The sequence below is a fragment of the Bacillus cereus genome, from assembly GCF_002564555.1.
GTDB lineage: Bacteria > Bacillota > Bacilli > Bacillales > Bacillaceae_G > Bacillus_A > Bacillus_A cereus_K.
In genome coordinates, this window is the sequence record NZ_NUVD01000012.1 from 52655 (window position 1) to 71739 (window position 19085).

The window sequence follows — 19085 nt, forward strand, 5'->3', positions numbered from 1 at the left end:
CAATTTTTATAATTGCTGTTTTTCTTTATGTTTAGCTATGTTCCTCCGCGGAAATACTAAAGGATAAAACATTGCGGGAGGAAATAAATGATGAGCTGGACAAATATATTTTTAGTTGTTCAACTTGTTTTTGGCGTAATTGTCGGATTGTATTTTTGGCATTTACTTCGAAACCAACGAACACAAAAAGTTTCCATTGATCGAGAATCAAAAAAAGAATTAGAACAGCTTCGTAAAATGCGCGAGATTTCTTTAACAGAGCCGCTTGCGGAAAAGGTGCGTCCTACATCCTTTTTAGATATTGTAGGGCAAGAGGACGGGATTAAGTCGTTAAAAGCGGCTCTTTGTGGTCCGAATCCGCAACATGTAATCATATATGGCCCACCAGGTGTCGGAAAGACAGCGGCAGCGCGTCTTGTATTAGAAGAAGCGAAACGAAATCCGAAATCTCCATTTCGTACGAATGCAACATTTATTGAACTTGATGCGACGACAGCTCGGTTTGATGAACGTGGTATTGCAGACCCGTTGATTGGTTCGGTGCATGATCCGATTTATCAAGGTGCTGGTGCGATGGGGCAAGCGGGTATTCCGCAACCGAAAAAAGGCGCTGTAACAGATGCGCATGGTGGTATTTTGTTTATTGATGAGATTGGTGAGTTACATCCGATTCAAATGAACAAAATGTTAAAGGTGTTAGAAGATCGGAAAGTATTTTTAGAAAGTGCGTACTATAGTGAAGAGAATACGATGATTCCAACTTACATACATGACATTTTTCAAAAAGGTTTACCAGCAGATTTTCGCTTAGTCGGAGCGACGACACGTTCACCAGAGGAAATCCCACCTGCTATTCGGTCACGGTGTTTAGAAGTGTTTTTCCGTGAGTTAGATACGGAAGAAATTCAAAAAGTAGCGAAGAATGCAGCTGACAAAGTGGAAATGCAAATAGGTGAAAATGGTATTGAAATGATTGGAATGTATGCAAGAAATGGACGAGAAGCAATTAATCTCGTGCAAATCTCTGCCGGTATGGCGATAAATGAAGAACGCTCTTTCATTAAAGATGAAGATATAGAGTGGGTTGTTCACTCTAGTCAGCTTACACCGAAATATGAAAAACATATTTATCCGATTCCAAGGATTGGTCTTGTAAACGGACTTGCTGTATATGGCCCGAATATGGGCGCATTATTAGAAATTGAAGTAACAGCAATCCCGGCGAAAGATAAAGGATCTGTAAATGTTACCGGAATTGTAGAAGAGGAAAGTATTGGAAATCAAACGAAATCAATTCGCCGTAAAAGTATGGCAAAAGGTTCGGTTGATAATGTATTAACAGTACTTCGTTCTTTAGATGTGTTGCCAGAAGGGTACGATATACATATTAATTTTCCAGGTGGTATCCCGATTGATGGGCCTTCGGCAGGAATCGCTATGGCAACAGGTGTATATTCAGCGGTGCATCGTACGTATGTAAATAATGAAGTCGCAATGACAGGTGAGATAAGTATACACGGAGAAGTGAAGCCCATTGGTGGTGTGTACGCAAAAATAAAAGCTGCGAAAAAAGCAGGGGTTAAGAAAGTCATCATTCCTGCTGAAAACATGCAACCATTTTTGTACACAATAAAGGGAATTGAAATCATTCCTGTTCGTAAGTTAAAAGAAGTATTTGAGCTAACGTTTATGCAGGAGAATATGCATCGAGAGCTTGATGTACATACTACTGTCGATGAAACAGATGCACAATCCATGTGAAAATAAACGATAATAAAATTTGCCAGACTTCGTTTAAGTTTGTATGCTTAAGCGGAGTCTTTTTTCTTTTCGTAAGGGAGAAAAAACGAGGGATTTACAATTGCAGAGAATCTCTGCAATTGCATCTAGATGTATTGTAATATAAAATAGTTGAACAGGAGTTTAATTTATTATGGAGGTGCTATGTCTAGTATGAATACGAATGAAAGAATCGTACCCCTCCTACCATTAAGAGGCGTTCTCGTATATCCAACGATGGTTCTGCATCTTGATGTAGGACGTGATAAATCGATACAAGCACTAGAGCAGGCGGCAATGGATGAAAATATCATCTTTTTAGCAATGCAAAAAGAAATGAATATCGATGATCCGAAAGAAGATGACATATATAGTGTAGGTACAGTGGCGAAAGTGAAGCAAATGTTAAAATTGCCGAACGGTACGCTTCGTGTCCTTGTAGAAGGTTTACATAGAGCAGAAGTAGTAGAGTTTATCGAAGAAGAAAATGTAGCACAAGTTTCTATTAAAACGATAACTGAAGAAGTGGAAGATGATTTAGAAGAAAAAGCTCTTATGCGTACGTTACTGGAGCATTTCGAACAATATATTAAAGTTTCGAAAAAAGTTTCCAATGAAACATTTGCAACGGTAGCTGATGTAGAAGAACCAGGAAGACTAGCTGATTTAATTGCTTCTCACTTGCCAATTAAAACGAAGCAGAAACAAGAGATTTTAGAGATTGTATCTGTGAAAGAACGATTACATACACTTATTTCAATTATTCAAGATGAACAAGAGTTGCTTAGCCTAGAAAAGAAAATTGGACAAAAAGTAAAACGTTCAATGGAGCGCACACAAAAAGAATATTTCTTACGTGAGCAAATGAAGGCGATTCAAACTGAACTTGGTGATAAAGAAGGTAAGGGCGGGGAAGTTGAAGAACTTCGTGAGAAAATTGAACAGTCGGGAATGCCTGAAGAAACAATGAAGGCTGCACTGAAAGAATTAGATCGTTATGAAAAGTTACCGGCGAGTTCTGCGGAGAGCGGTGTGATTCGCAATTATATGGACTGGTTATTAGCACTTCCATGGACAGAAGCAACAGAAGATATGATTGATCTTGTTCATTCTGAAGAGATTTTAAACAAAGATCATTACGGTCTTGAAAAAGTGAAAGAGCGCGTACTTGAATATTTAGCTGTACAGAAGTTAACGAATTCATTAAAAGGACCTATCCTTTGCTTAGTAGGACCTCCTGGGGTCGGAAAAACTTCGTTAGCGCGTTCGATTGCAACGTCATTGAATCGTAATTTTGTCCGTGTATCCCTTGGTGGTGTACGCGATGAGTCTGAAATTCGTGGTCACCGTCGTACATATGTTGGAGCAATGCCAGGACGCATTATTCAAGGTATGAAAAAGGCGAAAACAGTTAATCCAGTCTTCTTATTAGATGAGATTGATAAAATGTCTAACGATTTCAGAGGAGATCCATCAGCAGCATTACTTGAAGTGTTAGATCCAGAACAAAATCATAACTTCAGTGATCATTACATTGAAGAACCATATGATCTATCGAAAGTTATGTTCGTAGCTACTGCTAATACACTTTCAAGTATTCCAGGTCCATTGCTTGACCGCATGGAAATCATTTCGATTGCTGGCTATACAGAACTTGAAAAAGTGCATATTGCTCGTGAACATTTACTGCCAAAACAATTAAAAGAGCATGGCTTACGAAAAGGTAATTTACAAGTACGTGATGAAGCGCTTCTTGAAATTATTCGTTATTATACACGTGAGGCTGGTGTTCGTACGCTAGAGCGCCAAATCGCAAAAGTTTGCCGTAAAGCAGCGAAAATTATCGTTACAGCAGAACGTAAACGTATTGTTGTGACAGAGAAAAATATTGTAGACTTACTTGGTAAACATATATTCCGTTATGGGCAAGCAGAGAAAACAGACCAAGTCGGAATGGCAACAGGGTTAGCGTATACAGCAGCAGGCGGCGATACACTTGCAATTGAAGTGTCCGTAGCACCAGGTAAAGGGAAATTAATTTTAACAGGGAAACTTGGGGATGTTATGAAAGAATCTGCACAAGCAGCGTTTAGTTATATTCGTTCTCGTGCAGAAGAGCTTCAAATCGATCCAAATTTCCATGAGAAAAATGATATTCATATTCATGTTCCAGAAGGAGCAGTTCCAAAAGATGGACCGTCAGCAGGTATTACGATGGCAACGGCACTTATTTCTGCACTAACAGGTATTCCTGTAAGTAAAGAAGTTGGTATGACAGGTGAAATTACACTTCGTGGTCGTGTATTACCAATTGGTGGATTGAAAGAAAAAACATTAAGTGCTCATCGCGCAGGCTTAACAAAAATTATTTTGCCAGCAGAGAACGAGAAAGATTTAGATGATATTCCAGAGAGCGTAAAAGAGAATCTTACGTTTGTGCTTGCATCTCATTTAGACGAAGTATTGGAGCACGCATTAGTAGGAGTGAAACAATGAAAGTAACAAAAGCAGATATTGTAATTAGTGCTGTTAAACCAGAACAATATCCAGACAGTGATTTACCAGAAATTGCATTAGCAGGTCGTTCAAATGTCGGGAAGTCTTCCTTTATTAATAAAATTTTAAATCGTAAAAAGTTAGTGCGTATTTCTTCTAAACCAGGAAAAACGCAAACACTGAACTTTTTCTTAATCAATGAAATGATGCATTTTGTTGACGTTCCAGGTTATGGATATGCGAAAGTATCTAAAACGGAGCGCGCGGCATGGGGCAAAATGATTGAAACGTACTTTACAACACGTGAGCAATTAGACGCAGCTGTATTAGTAGTTGATTTACGTCACCAACCAACAAAAGATGACGTGATGATGTATGATTTCTTAAAGCATTATGAAATCCCAACAATTATTATTGCGACGAAAGCCGATAAAATTCCGAAAGGGAAATGGCAAAAGCATTTAAAAGTTGTAAAAGAAACGCTTGCTGTTGAAATTGGCGATGAAATTGTTCTATTCTCTTCTGAAACAGGACTTGGAAAAGAAGAAGCGTGGAAGGCAATTCATAAAATGACAAAAACAAAAAACGCGTGACGAATGTCGCGCGTTTTTTTCTTTATATATACTAACGTACGTTTAATGTAACCTCAATATTTCCTCTTGTTGCTTTCGAGTAAGGACATACACCGTGAGCGGCTTCTACAAGTTCTTGTGCTTCTGCATGAGAAACGCCAGCGACATGTACATCAAGTACAGCAGATAGCCCGAAACCACCATCTGTATCTTTTCCGATAGAAACGTGAGCAGTTACTTCTGTACTTTCCACTTTCACACGCTTTGTACGAATGACAAGTTGCAATGCGCTATCAAAACAAGCTGCATAACCAGCAGCAAATAGCTGTTCTGGATTTGTTGCCTCTCCGCCTGCACCACCTAGTGCTTTCGGCATTTTTACATCAAGATTTAATATGCCGTCATCTGAAACTACTTTCCCGTTTCTTCCACCTGTTGCTGTTACTGAAGCAGTATATAATTTATCCATCTTTATTCCCCTTTTCGATCATTAATTGTTTTCATTGTTTCAATTAGTTTATTTAATTGAATTAGTAAAGAACGATATTCTTGCTCTGTAATTCCTAAATTTGTAGCCATCGTTGTTGGTAATGAACAAGCCTTTTCCTTTAAATCTTTACCTTGTTCTGTTAATTCAATACAAACTTTTCGCTCGTCTTCTTTGGAACGAACACGTTTTACAAGTTGTAATGATTCCATTCGTTTTAACATAGGTGTTAACGTACCGGAATCTAAAAATAGACGTTCTCCAATTTCTTTTACTGTTAGTCCATCTTGCTCCCATAGTACGAGTAAAGTAATGTACTGGGGATACGTAATGCCCATTTCTTCTAAATACGGTCGATAAAAACGAGTAACCTCTCTAGAACAAGCGTAAATAGAAAAACAAAGTTGGTTATCTAGATGTAAAGGATTTTCTTTCATAAGCAACTCCTTGTGATTTTTAAATTGTGCGCAATTTAATTTTGTAAAATCAATATAACGAAAAAGAAATAAGATGTCAAATACATTGTATTGAGAAAGTGTGTATTGTATTTTGGAACAATCATACATATTTTCCTTCATGATGAAAGAAGATAGGGAAGATGATGTTATAATTTATATGGAATAGTTTCCATCACTTGATTATGAGGACTTTTTTTGGTAACGTACAAATAGAGTTATTATTTTATAATTATTATAAAGTAGAAAGTTTTTATTCGTTTTACTGAATCTCCTTTATTACATACGGAGAATAGATGAAAAATAATCGGTTGTTCACACGATTGTCAGATTCATAAGAGGAAAGTTGTATTATGATAGTAGATAAAGTGATAAAACGGGTGAAGGGGGACATGCTGCGTGCATATTCTTGTTGTTAGTGTAAATTATCGAACAGCCCCTGTAGAATTTCGTGAGAAACTCACATTTCAGGCAGCAGAGCTAGAGCAAGCAATGACTACATTACAAAATCAAAAGAGCGTGTTAGAGAATGTCATTGTATCAACTTGTAATCGCACTGAGATTTATGCTGTTGTCGATCAATTACACACGGGACGGTATTATATTAAGAAGTTTTTAGCTGATTGGTTTCAGCTTGAAATAGAAGAGGTTGCACCATATTTAACTATTTTTGAACAAGATGGTGCAGTAGATCATTTATTCCGCGTAACGTGCGGCTTAGATTCTATGGTAGTTGGAGAGACGCAAATTTTAGGACAAATAAAAGATAGCTTTTTAGAAGCACAACAAGTGAAAGCAACAGGCACAATTTTTAATGAATTGTTTAAGCAAGTCATTACATTGGCAAAACGTGCTCATTCAGAAACAACAATTGGTGAAAGTGCGATGTCTGTTAGTTATGCTGCTGTTGAGCTCGGAAAGAAAATATTTGGTGAGTTAACAGATTGTCATGTACTTATTCTTGGTGCGGGTAAAATGGGTGAACTTGCATTGCAAAACTTATACGGAAGCGGTGCTCGTAAAGTAACAGTCATGAATAGAACGTTATCGAAAGCAGAAGTAATGGCTGAGAAGTATATGGGACATGCAAAATCTTTAAGTGAATTGCAATGTGCATTATTAGAAGCGGATATTTTAATTAGTTCAACTGGTGCATCAGAGTATGTCATTACGAAAGAGATGATGACGAAAGTAGAGAAAATGCGCTCAGGTCGTCCTTTATTTATGGTTGATATTGCAGTGCCACGTGATATTGATCCAGCGATTGATGAGCTGGAAGGTTCTTTCTTATATGACATTGATGATCTGCAAGGTGTAGTGGAAGCAAACCGTGCTGAGCGTTTGAAAGAAGCAGAGAAAATTCAATTTATGATTGAAGAGGAAATGGTTTTATTTAAAACGTGGTTAAGTACACTTGGTGTTGTTCCTTTAATATCAGCTCTTCGTGATAAGGCACTTGCCATTCAAAGTGAAACAATGGAAAGCCTTGAGCGAAAAATACCAACTCTTAGTGATCGTGAGAAAAAAGTAATTAGTAAGCATACGAAAAGTATTATTAACCAATTATTAAAAGACCCAATTTTAGTAGCGAAAGAAATAGCTGCTGAAGAGGGAGCTGGCGAAAAATTAGCGTTATTTGCAAAAATTTTCGATTTAGAAATGGAAGACGTAGAGAGTTGTGCGGAAGAAGTAGAACATAAAAGAGCGTGGACACCATCCGTTCCATCTTTATAAATCGGAAGGATGATCGGATGAGTTTTTTTAATAACAGTATTATTTATCATATTGCAATTATCTTATATGCCTGTAGCATTAGTTTATATTTTATAGATTATTTCCAAAGTAACCGAAAGGCGAACCGACTTGCTTTTTGGTTACTTTCAATTGTATGGGTTCTGCAGTCTATTTTTATGTTGCTTCGGGCTACAGATTCAGATACGAATCCTATTTTAACTCTATTATCAGGGATTTATTTTTATGTTTGGTTATTGATTACGATGTCATTAGTCATTAATCGTTTTATGCGTGTTGACTTTTTAGTCTTTTTTACAAATGTTGTAGCATTTGGCGTAAGCGCTTTTTCTATTTTTACACCGCTCGGAAAAATGTCGCCAGTACTTGCAGAGCAATTAGTTTCAGAACTTGTATACGTGCATGTTGGTATGGCGATTATTTCTTATGCGACGTTTACTGTATCGTTTATTTTTTCTATTATGTATTTATTGCAATATCGCTTATTAAAAAAGAAAAAGTGGAATGCGAGATTAAGAAGATTAGGAAATTTACCGAAGCTAGAATCTATGTCTTACGGATTAAACTTATTTTCTGTTCCGTTTTTCTTATTAGCAATTATATTAGGATGCATATGGGGATATACAAAATTGGACAATTTCCATTGGTATGATACGAAAGTAATCGGTTCTTTTGTCGTTCTAATTGTATATTGCACAGGTTTATATTTACGAGCGGCAGGTGTATTGCAAGGTAAGAAAATTGTGCTGTGGAATATTGGGGCGTTTCTCGTAATACTAGTTAACATTTTTCTATTAAGCAGTTTATCCAATTTCCACTTTTGGTATTTATAATAAGGAGAGAGAATTATGCGCAAAATTATTGTAGGTTCACGAAAGAGTAAACTAGCATTAACACAAACAAATTGGTTTATTGATCAGTTAAAAGCGCTCGGTTTACCATATGAATTTGAAGTGAAAGAAATCGTCACAAAAGGTGATGTTATTTTAGATGTTACACTTTCAAAAGTAGGCGGAAAAGGTTTGTTTGTTAAGGAAATTGAACACGCGTTACTTACGAAAGAAATCGATATGGCAGTACATAGTATGAAAGATATGCCAGCAGTACTTCCAGATGGATTAACGATTGGTTGTACACCAAAGCGCGTTGACCCTCGTGATGCTTTTATTTCTAAAAACGGAGAAGCATTTAAAGACTTAGCAGAAGGCGCGATTTTAGGAACGAGTAGTTTGAGACGTAGTGCACAACTACTAGCTGCGAGACCAGATTTACAAGTGAAGTGGATTCGCGGGAATATCGATACACGTTTACGTAAGTTAAAAGATGAAGATTACGATGCAATTATTTTAGCGACAGCTGGATTACAGAGAATGGGCTGGGACGGGGAAGTTATTACAGAACATTTAGATGAAACGTTGTGTGTACCAGCTGTAGGACAAGGGGCATTAGCGATTGAATGTCGTGAGGATGATAAGGATTTATTACAGTTATTATCGCATATGAATGATGCCGTAACAGAAAGAACAGTAGCAGCAGAGCGAGTATTTCTTCATAAACTTGAAGGTGGATGCCAAGTTCCAATCGCTGGATATGCAACTCTTGCAGAAAATGATGCAATCGAATTAACGGCTCTTGTCGGTTCTATGGATGGTTCTGTTTTATTGAAAGAGACAGTAGTGGGCACTGATCCAGTGGAAGTAGGACTAGAGGCAGCGGACCGTTTAATTAAACAAGGTGCAAAAGAACTCATTCTTGCGGCAAATCAGGGGCAACAGTAAGTATGAATGCTCTCGCTGGTAAAACGGTATTGATTACACGTGCCCAGCATCAAGCGAAACAGATGAGTGTAGCAGTGAAAGAAATGAGCGGAATTCCATTGGAAATTCCGCTTTTGCGTATGGAGGGTATATCTCAGCAAGAAATTCAACATATAGCAGAGCAACTACATTCGTATGACTGGGTTATTTTTACGAGTAAAAATGGTGTAGCTTTCTTTCTAGATAGTTTGAGTAAGAAGCTCCCAGCAGCAATTAAAGTTGCTGCTGTCGGTGTGAAAACAAAGTTAGAGTTAGAAAAGCGGGGCTATCAAGTACACTTTGTTCCAACTTCATTTGTTGCAGAAGTATTTGCAGAAGAGTTTGTAAAAGAATTAAGAGGGAATGAGCGCATTTTATTTCCAAAAGGGAATTTAGCAAGAGATGTAATTCCAGTTAAACTTCGGGAAATGGATGTTTTTCTAGATGAGCTTATCGTATACGGTACGGAAGCAAATGTAGAGAGGAAACAAGAGCTTATAGAAGCTTTAGAAGTAGGGAAAGTAGATATTATTACATTTACGAGCCCTTCAACTGTTACTAGTTTTGTTCGTTTACTTGAGGATACAAACTGGAGAGAATGGACAAAAAAATGTACAATTGCTTGTATAGGTCCTATTACGGAAAAAGAGGCGAACCTTTATTTTCCACATGTTATTGTGCCAAAAGAGTACACTGTAGAAGCATTACTACAATGTGTTTGTGAATCTATAAAATGAAAGAATGGGGATAGAAATCTATGAACTCTTTACAATTTAATCGTCATCGTCGCTTAAGACAAAGCGGTAATATGCGTGCGCTTGTGCGTGAAACGTTTTTACATACTGAAGATTTTATTTACCCTATTTTTGTATTAGAAGGAGAGAATGTTCGTAATGAAGTTCCTTCTATGCCAGGCGTATATCAAATGTCTTTAGATTTATTGCAAGCTGAAATGCAAGAGGTTGTTGATTTAGGTATTCGTTCTGTTATTGTATTTGGTTTACCTGCTGAAAAGGATGAAGTTGGATCATCAGCATATTGTGATCATGGAATTGTACAGCGTGCAATTAAGCAAATTAAAGGTGAGTTCCCTGAGTTAGTAGTAGTCGCGGATACATGTTTATGTCAATTCACAAGCCATGGTCATTGCGGTGTAATTGAAGATGGTATTATTTTAAATGACGAGTCTCTTGCAGTTCTTGCGAAAACAGCTGTAAGCCAAGCGAAAGCAGGAGCGGACATTATTGCGCCGTCAAACATGATGGACGGATTTGTAACAGCAATTCGCCATGCATTAGATGAAAATGGTTTTTCACACGTACCAGTGATGTCGTACGCTGTAAAATATTCATCAGCATTTTATGGACCATTCCGTGATGCTGCGCACGGTGCACCGCAGTTCGGTGACCGTAAAACATATCAAATGGATCCAGCAAACCGTATGGAAGCATTCCGCGAAGCAGAATCAGATGTAATGGAAGGGGCAGATTTCTTAATTGTAAAGCCAGCTCTTTCTTACTTAGATATCGTTCGTGATGTGAAAAATAACTTTAATTTACCAGTCGTTGCTTATAACGTAAGTGGTGAATATTCGATGATTAAAGCGGCAGCGCAAAATGGTTGGATTAATGAAAGAGAAGTTGTACTTGAAAAATTAATTAGCATGAAGCGCGCAGGAGCAGACTTAATTATTACGTATCATGCAAAAGATGCAGCAAGATGGTTACAAGAAGGAGGCGCTAAATAATGAAAAAGTTTGATAAGTCGATCGCGGCGTTTGAAGAGGCACAAGACTTAATGCCGGGCGGCGTAAACAGCCCTGTTCGTGCCTTTAAATCTGTTGGTATGAATCCGTTATTTATGGAGCGTGGAAAAGGCTCTAAAGTATATGATATCGATGGAAATGAATACATCGATTACGTCTTATCATGGGGACCTTTAATTCATGGTCATGCAAATGATCGTGTTGTTGAAGCGTTAAAATCTGTTGCTGAAAGAGGTACAAGCTTCGGAGCGCCAACAGAAATTGAAAATAAATTAGCGAAACTTGTTATTGAGCGCGTACCATCAATTGAGATTGTGCGTATGGTTAACTCTGGAACAGAAGCGACAATGAGTGCACTACGTTTAGCTCGTGGTTATACAGGCCGTAACAAAATTTTGAAATTTATCGGTTGTTACCACGGTCATGGTGATTCATTATTAATTAAAGCTGGTTCTGGTGTGGCGACGCTAGGTTTACCAGATAGCCCTGGTGTACCAGAAGGTGTAGCGAAAAATACGATTACAGTAGCTTATAACGATTTAGAAAGTGTGAAATACGCTTTTGAACAATTCGGTGATGATATTGCTTGTGTAATTGTAGAACCAGTAGCAGGGAATATGGGTGTTGTTCCTCCGCAGCCAGGATTTTTAGAAGGTCTTCGTGAAGTGACAGAGCAAAACGGTTCACTACTTATTTTTGATGAAGTAATGACAGGATTCCGTGTTGCCTATAACTGTGGACAAGGTTACTACGGCGTAACACCTGATTTAACTTGTTTAGGTAAAGTAATCGGTGGTGGCTTACCAGTAGGGGCATACGGCGGTAAAGCAGAAATTATGCGTCAAGTTGCGCCGAGTGGACCGATTTATCAAGCTGGTACTTTATCGGGTAATCCACTTGCAATGGCAGCGGGTTATGAAACGTTAGTACAATTAACGCCAGAATCATATGTGGAGTTCGAACGCAAAGCGGAAATGTTAGAAGCTGGACTACACAAAGCGGCTGAAAAATATGGCATCCCTCATCACATTAACCGTGCAGGTTCAATGGTTGGTATTTTCTTTACAGATGAGCCAGTTATTAATTACGATGCCGCAAAATCTTCGAACTTAGAATTCTTTGCGGCTTACTATCGTGAAATGGTAGAACAAGGTGTATTCTTACCACCATCTCAATTCGAAGGTTTGTTCTTATCAACAGCACATAGTGATGCAGATATTAAAGCAACAATTGCAGCGGCTGAAATTGCAATGTCAAAATTAAAAGCATAATGTATTCGGCAAAATCGCTTTCCATAGGGGAAGCGATTTTTTTTATTCATAAAGTAAGCTTTCCATACATAAATCTGTAATGACATATAGTTTGGGAGGGGGAAAAGAAGTGGCAATAGATCATTCATTACGATTCTCATTAAAAGAATCTGTTTGGTTCCAAAAAGGACAGGAAGTCGAAGAACTTTTGTCAATTTCGTTAGATCCAGACGTTGAGATAGAAGAGCTTGATCATGAGGTTATCGTGAGAGGGCAATTAGATTTGACGGGAGAGTATGTTGCACGGCAAGATGATTCAGCTTACTCATTAAGAGAACTATCACCAGCAAAGTCAATTGATTACGTAGAAACAAGGGAAGATGGGGTGAATGAACTCGTTCATTCCTTTCCACTTGAAATATCAATTCCGAGAAACCGGGTGAAAGTAATTGAAGAACTATATGTATCAATCGAGGAATTTGATTATGAATTAAAGGAAAATGGTTGCCTACAATTACTAGCGGATATATCTATTACAGGATTATGCGATGAGGAAAGAATTGAGGATGAAGAGGATGAAATGGCGTATGCTGAGTTAGAAGTTGATTCGGCACAAGAGGATGAAAATAGACCTACGCCGCATGTAGAAGAACCAGCTTATAAGGAATCGGATGAGTGGGAAGATTATGCATTTGAACCGTTCCAGTTAGAAGAAAGAAAAGAGCAAGAAGTAGAGGAAGAGGAACTAGAAGAACATGAATTTGCGGGGCGTGAAGAGGAGCAAGAAACGACGCCGCAATTTGAATTGTTTGGCCGAAAGGATTTCAAGAAAGAAAAAGCGAAAAAGCAGGAAGAACAAGAAGAAGCAGCGTACTCACAGCGAGACGAAAATGCGCTTTATTTAACGAAAATATTTACGAAAGAACCGGAAGAAGAATTTACAAAGTTAAGAATGTATTTCGTGCAAGAAGGAGATACAATCGAATCTGTGGCAGAACGTTATGAAACGTCTATCCAAAACTTATACCGTGTAAACCAAACAGAAGATATATATTTAACTACAGGGCAAATTATTTATATTCCCGTTTCAAAAGCAAAAGCGAAATAAGGGAGTTAGTGTCTATACTCCCTTAATTTCTTAGAGGATATGTTTTGAATAGAAAGGGTAATTCGTATGGATATTGAATTACGAAATCGCTATGAACCTATTGTGAGGCAGTATAGATTAGATACGCAGCACATGGAAGAGCACGGAAGTGTAACGAAAATTTACACGAATCAAGGTCCATATGCACTCAAGAAAATAAAAGATGGAAAGTTAGAGCGGAATAACTTTCTGCATCATGTTCAATATTTGAAGGAGAAAGGTTTTTCAAATTATGTACCTATATATCATGCGACGGATGGAAATTATATTTTAAGTGACGGGACATATAATTATTATTTAATGCCATGGTTAGAACGAGCGGAAGGAAACGGCGAAGATAATAATCAATATCATAAAATGTTTCAAACACTCGGAACGTTACATCAAAAAACGGTGAAAGAAGAAACGTATACAGAAGAAGATTTAGAAAAACATTATACGAATATATCCGATCGCTGGGAAAATGATGGTGAGATGTTAGAAGAGTTCCTTGTAGAGTCTGAAGCGAAGTGGTATATGTCTCCGTTTGAATTGCAATATTGTACGTACTATCATCATGTAATGAGGGCGCGGGAATTTGCAACGAAGCAATTAAATGAGTGGAACGATGCGATGAAAGAAAAAGAAAAAACACGCATCACTTTTGTACATGGTAACGTGTCACTGAAGCATTTTTTATTTGACTATGAGCGGAATGGCTATTTTATTAGTTTAGAAAAATCGAAGTTTGCAACGCCTGTGCAAGATATTGTAGGCTTTTATTCACGGTCTTTAAACACATATCCAATTGCGAGAAGTGATCGTTTTGAATGGTATCAAATGTACCAAAAAAACTTCCCATTTACGAAAGAGGAGCAACTTCTCATGTTTGCTTATATGACGTATCCATCGCAATTTATCCGGCAAATCGAGTCTTATAAGAAAAGAAGAGAGAGTCGCAATGAGGAAAATGAAATTCGCGGAGTAAAGAGCTTGCAACAATCGCATTGGCTCGTTAGCAATATAGAATATTTCCTGTCACAATTACAAGCTGCCCAGCAAGGGAACGGATAAAGTGAAGCTTTAATCAGTGGGGGTCTTACTGCCTGTTAATTGCAGGCTAAAGAAGATAAGTAGAGAATGCTACTTATCTTTTTTTGTATTTGCCCGGAAAGGCGTAGTATTAAATTTATCTTGACGAATAAGGTTTCGTTTTTTACACTATTGTATATAATAATTAACAATCATATAAATGCCTTGAAGGGGAAGAGTATAACATGAAACGTCTTCAGAGAGGAGAATCATTAGCTGGGAGATTCTCTAGATAGTTATGTTAGAAGGTAGCCCTGGAGCATCTTTTCTGAACGGAATAGTTCTCATTAGGAAAAGACGGATTTGTCCGTTATCAAATTAAGAGTATAAGCAAATTCTGAATTTGTTTGTAAATAAAGGTGGTACCGCGATGTCCCTCGTCCTTTTTTGGATGAGGGACATTTTTTATTTTAAGGAGGGAAAATAATGTCAAACACGGAAAAGAATTTACCAACTAAATATGATCATATGTCCGTTGAAGAAGGCCTTTATCAATGGTGGCTTGAAGGCAAATATTTCGAAGCAACAGGAGACGAGAAGAAACAACCGTATACAATTGTAATTCCACCTCCAAACGTAACTGGTAAGTTACACTTAGGTCATGCTTGGGATACAACGCTTCAAGATATTTTAACTCGTACGAAGCGTATGCAAGGCTACGATGTATTATGGCTTCCAGGAATGGACCATGCTGGTATCGCAACACAAGCGAAAGTAGAAGGGAAACTTCGTGAAGAAGGCATTTCACGTTACGATCTTGGTCGTGAGAAATTCCTTGAAAAAGCTTGGGAGTGGAAAGAAGAGTACGCTTCTCACATTCGTCAGCAATGGGGAAAAGTTGGTTTAGGACTAGACTATTCTCGTGAACGTTTCACATTAGACGAAGGTTTATCTGATGCGGTTAATAAAGTATTCGTTCAATTATACGAAAAAGGCTTAATTTACCGTGGTGAATATATCATCAACTGGGATCCAGCAACACGCACAGCTCTTTCTGATATTGAAGTAATTCATAAAGAAGTTCAAGGTGCATTCTACCATATGAACTATCCGTTAACAGATGGTTCTGGTCACATTCGTCTTGCGACTACTCGTCCAGAAACAATGCTTGGTGATACAGCGGTAGCAGTTCATCCAGAAGATGATCGTTACAAACACTTAATCGGAAAAACAGTTAAACTTCCAATCGTAGGCCGTGAGATTCCGATTATTGCTGATGAGTACGTAGAAAAAGACTTCGGAACAGGCGTTGTAAAAATTACACCAGCCCATGACCCGAATGACTTTGAAGTAGGTAACCGTCATGACTTACCACGCATCTTAGTAATGAACGAAGATGGATCGATGAACGAAAAAGCTGGTAAGTATAACGGAATGGATCGTTTCGAATGCCGTAAAGAATTAGTGAAAGACTTACAAGAAGCTGGCGTATTAGTAGAAATTGAGCCTCATATGCATTCAGTAGGTCATAGTGAGCGTAGCGGTGCAGTTGTTGAACCTTACCTGTCAACACAATGGTTCGTAAAAATGGCTCCACTTGCTGAAAAAGCAGTAGAACTTCAACAAAAAGAAGAAGAAAAAGTAACGTTCGTACCAGAACGTTTTGAAAACACATACTTACGCTGGATGGAAAACATTCATGATTGGTGTATTTCTCGTCAGTTATGGTGGGGACACCGCATTCCAGCTTGGTATCATAAAGAAACTGGTGAAGTATACGTAGGTACAGAAGCGCCAGCGGATATTGAAAACTGGAATCAAGATAACGATGTACTGGATACATGGTTCAGTTCAGCATTATGGCCATTCTCAACACTTGGTTGGCCAAATGAAGATTCAGCAGACTTTAAACGTTACTATTCAACAGATGCACTAGTAACTGGTTATGACATCATCTTCTTCTGGGTATCTCGTATGATTTTCCAAGGTTTAGAGTTTACAGGCGAGCGCCCATTCAAAGATGTATTAATTCACGGTTTAGTTCGTGATGAGCAAGGACGTAAAATGAGTAAATCTCTTGGTAACGGTATCGACCCGATGGATGTTATCGAGAAATACGGTGCAGATGCAATGCGCTACTTCTTATCAACAGGAAGTGCACCAGGCCAAGATTTACGTTTCAGCATGGAAAAAGTAGAATCTACTTGGAACTTCATTAATAAAATTTGGAACGCATCACGTTTCGTATTAATGAACATGGATGACATGAAGTATGAAGAAATCGATTTAACTGGTGAAAAATCAGTTGCGGATAAGTGGATTTTAACTCGCTTAAACGAAACAATCGAAAGTGTAACACGTAACATGGATAAATATGAGTTCGGTGAAGCTGGTCGTTCATTATACAACTTCATTTGGGATGATTTCTGTGACTGGTACATTGAGATGGCGAAACTTCCACTATACGGTGAAGATGAAGCAGCTAAGAAAACAACTCGTTCTATTTTAGCTTACGTATTAGACCAAACAATGCGTCTATTACACCCATTCATGCCATTCGTAACAGAGAAAATTTGGCAACATTTACCGCATGAAGGCGAGTCTATTACAGTAGCGGCATGGCCAACAGTTCGCGAAGATTTACAAGATACAGCAGCGGCAGCAGAAATGCATCTTCTAGTTGATATCATTCGCTCTGTTCGTAACATTCGTGCAGAAGTAAATACGCCAATGAGCAAAAAAGTTCAAATGCAAATTAAAGCAAAAGATGAGACTGTACTTGCTCAACTTACGAAAAACAGCTCTTACATTGAGCGTTTCTGTAACCCAAGCGAATTAACAATTCAAACGGATTTACAAGCGCCAGAAAAAGCGATGACTGCAATCGTATCAGGTGCAGAGTTATTCTTACCGTTAGCTGATCTTATCAACCTTGATGAAGAGAGAGCGCGTCTTGAGAAAGAACTTGAGAAGTTCGATAAAGAAGTAGAACGTGTACAGAAGAAACTTTCAAACCAAGGTTTCGTAGCGAAAGCTCCTGCAGCAGTTATTGATGGAGAGCGTGCGAAAGAGCAAGATTACCTAGAAAAACGCGAAGCAGTTCGCCAACGTCTAGCTGATCTTGAAAAATAAAATGTTTTTAAGAGACTCACTATATTGGTGAGTCTCTTTTCTTTGCGTATAATAGAAGTATGAAGGTTGTCTTTTGAAAGGGGAAAAGCATACGTGATACATACATACGAAGAAGCGATAGGATGGATTCATAGCCGATTGAAGTTTGGTATTAAACCAGGATTAGAAAGAATGAGATGGATGCTAGAAGAGCTCGGAAATCCAGAGCGTCATATAAAATGTGTTCATCTTGCTGGTACAAATGGAAAAGGTTCAACTTTAACATATATGCGCTACATGCTGGAAGGCGCGAAATATAAGGTAGGAACATTTACCTCTCCTTATATCGAAACATTTAATGAGCGTATTAGTGTGAACGGAACACCAATTGCAGATGAAGAGATTACGGAACTTGTAAAGGTGGTAAAGCCAGTCGTTGAAAAACTAGACGAGACGGATTTAGGGGAAGCGACTGAGTTTGAGATTATTACTGTTATGGCAATTTGTTATTTCGGTAAAGTCAATTTCTGTGATGTTGTTTTATTTGAAACAGGGCTTGGGGGGCGCTTTGACTCCACTAATGTCATTCACCCTGTTCTAACCATTATTACGAATATCGGTCACGATCATATGCATATTTTAGGGGATACTTTAGGAGAAATTGCATATGAAAAAGCCGGTATTATTAAGTCGGGTGTTCCAGTAATTACTGGTGTACAAGATAAAGAAGCGTTGCAAGTCATTCAAAACGTTGCAAAGGAAAATCGCGCGAACTTATACGAGCTTGGCAAACATTTTACGGCGTTACATAAACAATCTAGTGAAGATGGAGAACAGTTTGATTTTGCTTGTCCTTTCGCTTCTTTTGAAGATGTTCGAATCTCAATGAAAGGCAGTCACCAAGTAGGAAATGCTGCATTAGCACTTATGGCAGTGATGTACCTGAAAACATATGTATCATTTTTAATTGAGGGAGAGGAAGTAAGAGCTGGATTACATGAAGCATACTGGATTGGAAGATTTGAAAAATTACAAAGTAATCCAGATATTATTATAGATGGTGCTCACAATCCAGAAGGTATTGAAAGCCTTGTGAAAACGGTAGAGGCACATTACAAAGATAAAAATATAATAGTTTTATTTACAGCTCTTGGCGATAAACAATTGCATAACATGGTAGGTCAATTAGAAACAATTGCCGATGAAATTATTTTTACAACATTTGCCTTTGATCGTGCTATTTCTGCTGATAAGCTTGCATCGTATTCGCAAAAAGAGTCGAAATTAGTTTTTGAAAATTGGAAAGAAGCAATTGATACGAAGATTGAAATGATAGGAGAAAATGATGTTTTTATCATAACGGGTTCTCTTTATTTCATTTCTGAAGTTCGAAAGTATATCCGCGCAAAAAACTAGATAGTATTTACTATCTAGTTTTTTTGTTCTACAAATGAAGTCAAAAGC

The 19085-nt window shown here is 38.0% G+C and carries 15 protein-coding genes and 1 other annotated feature; of the genes, 13 read left to right on the forward strand and 2 right to left on the reverse strand.

What is annotated here, in order from left to right:
• Window positions 1-90: 90 nt before the first annotated feature.
• From lonB to ysxC, 3 genes are all read left to right on the forward strand, one after another.
• Window positions 91-1761, forward strand: coding sequence for an ATP-dependent protease LonB (gene lonB / locus COI75_RS05725; protein ID WP_033657124.1), 1671 nt, complete (start codon window positions 91-93; stop codon window positions 1759-1761).
• Window positions 1762-1944: 183 nt separating this feature from the next.
• A complete protein-coding gene (lon, locus tag COI75_RS05730; RefSeq protein ID WP_000097291.1) occupies window positions 1945-4275 on the forward strand; it encodes an endopeptidase La in 2331 nt (776 codons plus the stop codon).
• Entirely contained in the window at window positions 4272-4868 is a 597-nt protein-coding gene (ysxC, locus tag COI75_RS05735) for a ribosome biogenesis GTP-binding protein YsxC (RefSeq protein WP_000869121.1), read from the forward strand. Before lon ends, ysxC begins: the two co-directional genes overlap by 4 nt.
• Before the next feature lie 31 nt (window positions 4869-4899).
• On the opposite strand, the gene COI75_RS05740 is transcribed toward ysxC, so the two are convergent.
• Both COI75_RS05740 and COI75_RS05745 read right to left on the reverse strand, forming a co-directional pair.
• Window positions 4900-5316, reverse strand: coding sequence for an organic hydroperoxide resistance protein (locus COI75_RS05740; RefSeq protein ID WP_000359777.1), 417 nt, complete (start codon window positions 5314-5316; stop codon window positions 4900-4902).
• A gap of 2 nt (window positions 5317-5318) precedes the next feature.
• Window positions 5319-5771, reverse strand: coding sequence for a MarR family winged helix-turn-helix transcriptional regulator (locus COI75_RS05745; RefSeq protein WP_000662437.1), 453 nt, complete (start codon window positions 5769-5771; stop codon window positions 5319-5321).
• Window positions 5772-6188: 417 nt separating this feature from the next.
• On the opposite strand from COI75_RS05745, the gene hemA reads away from it, so the two are divergent.
• The 10 genes from hemA (at window position 6189) to COI75_RS05795 (ending at window position 19037) form a co-directional block, all read left to right on the forward strand.
• Complete coding sequence (gene hemA, locus COI75_RS05750) at window positions 6189-7523, forward strand: glutamyl-tRNA reductase (RefSeq protein ID WP_000547849.1); 1335 nt, start codon at window positions 6189-6191, stop codon at window positions 7521-7523.
• A 17-nt stretch (window positions 7524-7540) separates the two neighbouring features.
• Window positions 7541-8374: a cytochrome c biogenesis protein gene (locus COI75_RS05755; RefSeq protein WP_000007723.1), complete on the forward strand. Its 834-nt coding sequence runs from the start codon at window positions 7541-7543 to the stop codon at window positions 8372-8374.
• Between the two features lie 15 nt (window positions 8375-8389).
• Entirely contained in the window at window positions 8390-9319 is a 930-nt protein-coding gene (gene hemC, locus COI75_RS05760; RefSeq protein ID WP_001226394.1) for a hydroxymethylbilane synthase, read from the forward strand.
• Window positions 9320-9321: 2 nt separating this feature from the next.
• Window positions 9322-10074: a uroporphyrinogen-III synthase gene (gene hemD / locus COI75_RS05765; protein ID WP_000992358.1), complete on the forward strand. Its 753-nt coding sequence runs from the start codon at window positions 9322-9324 to the stop codon at window positions 10072-10074.
• A 20-nt stretch (window positions 10075-10094) separates the two neighbouring features.
• On the forward strand, window positions 10095-11084 hold the full coding sequence (gene hemB, locus COI75_RS05770; protein ID WP_001087077.1) for a porphobilinogen synthase: 990 nt from the start codon (window positions 10095-10097) through the stop codon (window positions 11082-11084).
• Window positions 11084-12373, forward strand: coding sequence for a glutamate-1-semialdehyde 2,1-aminomutase (gene hemL, locus COI75_RS05775; RefSeq protein WP_000712948.1), 1290 nt, complete (start codon window positions 11084-11086; stop codon window positions 12371-12373). The genes hemB and hemL overlap by 1 nt, the downstream gene beginning before the upstream one ends.
• A gap of 79 nt (window positions 12374-12452) precedes the next feature.
• Complete coding sequence (gene spoVID / locus COI75_RS05780) at window positions 12453-13460, forward strand: stage VI sporulation protein D (RefSeq protein ID WP_050551890.1); 1008 nt, start codon at window positions 12453-12455, stop codon at window positions 13458-13460.
• Window positions 13461-13526: 66 nt separating this feature from the next.
• Entirely contained in the window at window positions 13527-14552 is a 1026-nt protein-coding gene (ysxE, locus tag COI75_RS05785; protein WP_000350669.1) for a spore coat protein YsxE, read from the forward strand.
• 174 nt (window positions 14553-14726) lie between these two features.
• Window positions 14727-14958, forward strand: a binding site (T-box leader).
• Between the two features lie 38 nt (window positions 14959-14996).
• Window positions 14997-17642, forward strand: a complete 2646-nt coding sequence (locus tag COI75_RS05790) for a valine--tRNA ligase (protein ID WP_000072216.1) — start codon at window positions 14997-14999, stop codon at window positions 17640-17642.
• A 93-nt stretch (window positions 17643-17735) separates the two neighbouring features.
• Window positions 17736-19037 carry a bifunctional folylpolyglutamate synthase/dihydrofolate synthase gene (locus COI75_RS05795; protein ID WP_000582080.1) on the forward strand — a complete coding sequence of 434 codons (1302 nt, stop codon included), beginning with the start codon at window positions 17736-17738 and terminating at the stop codon, window positions 19035-19037.
• Window positions 19038-19085 lie beyond the last annotated feature (48 nt).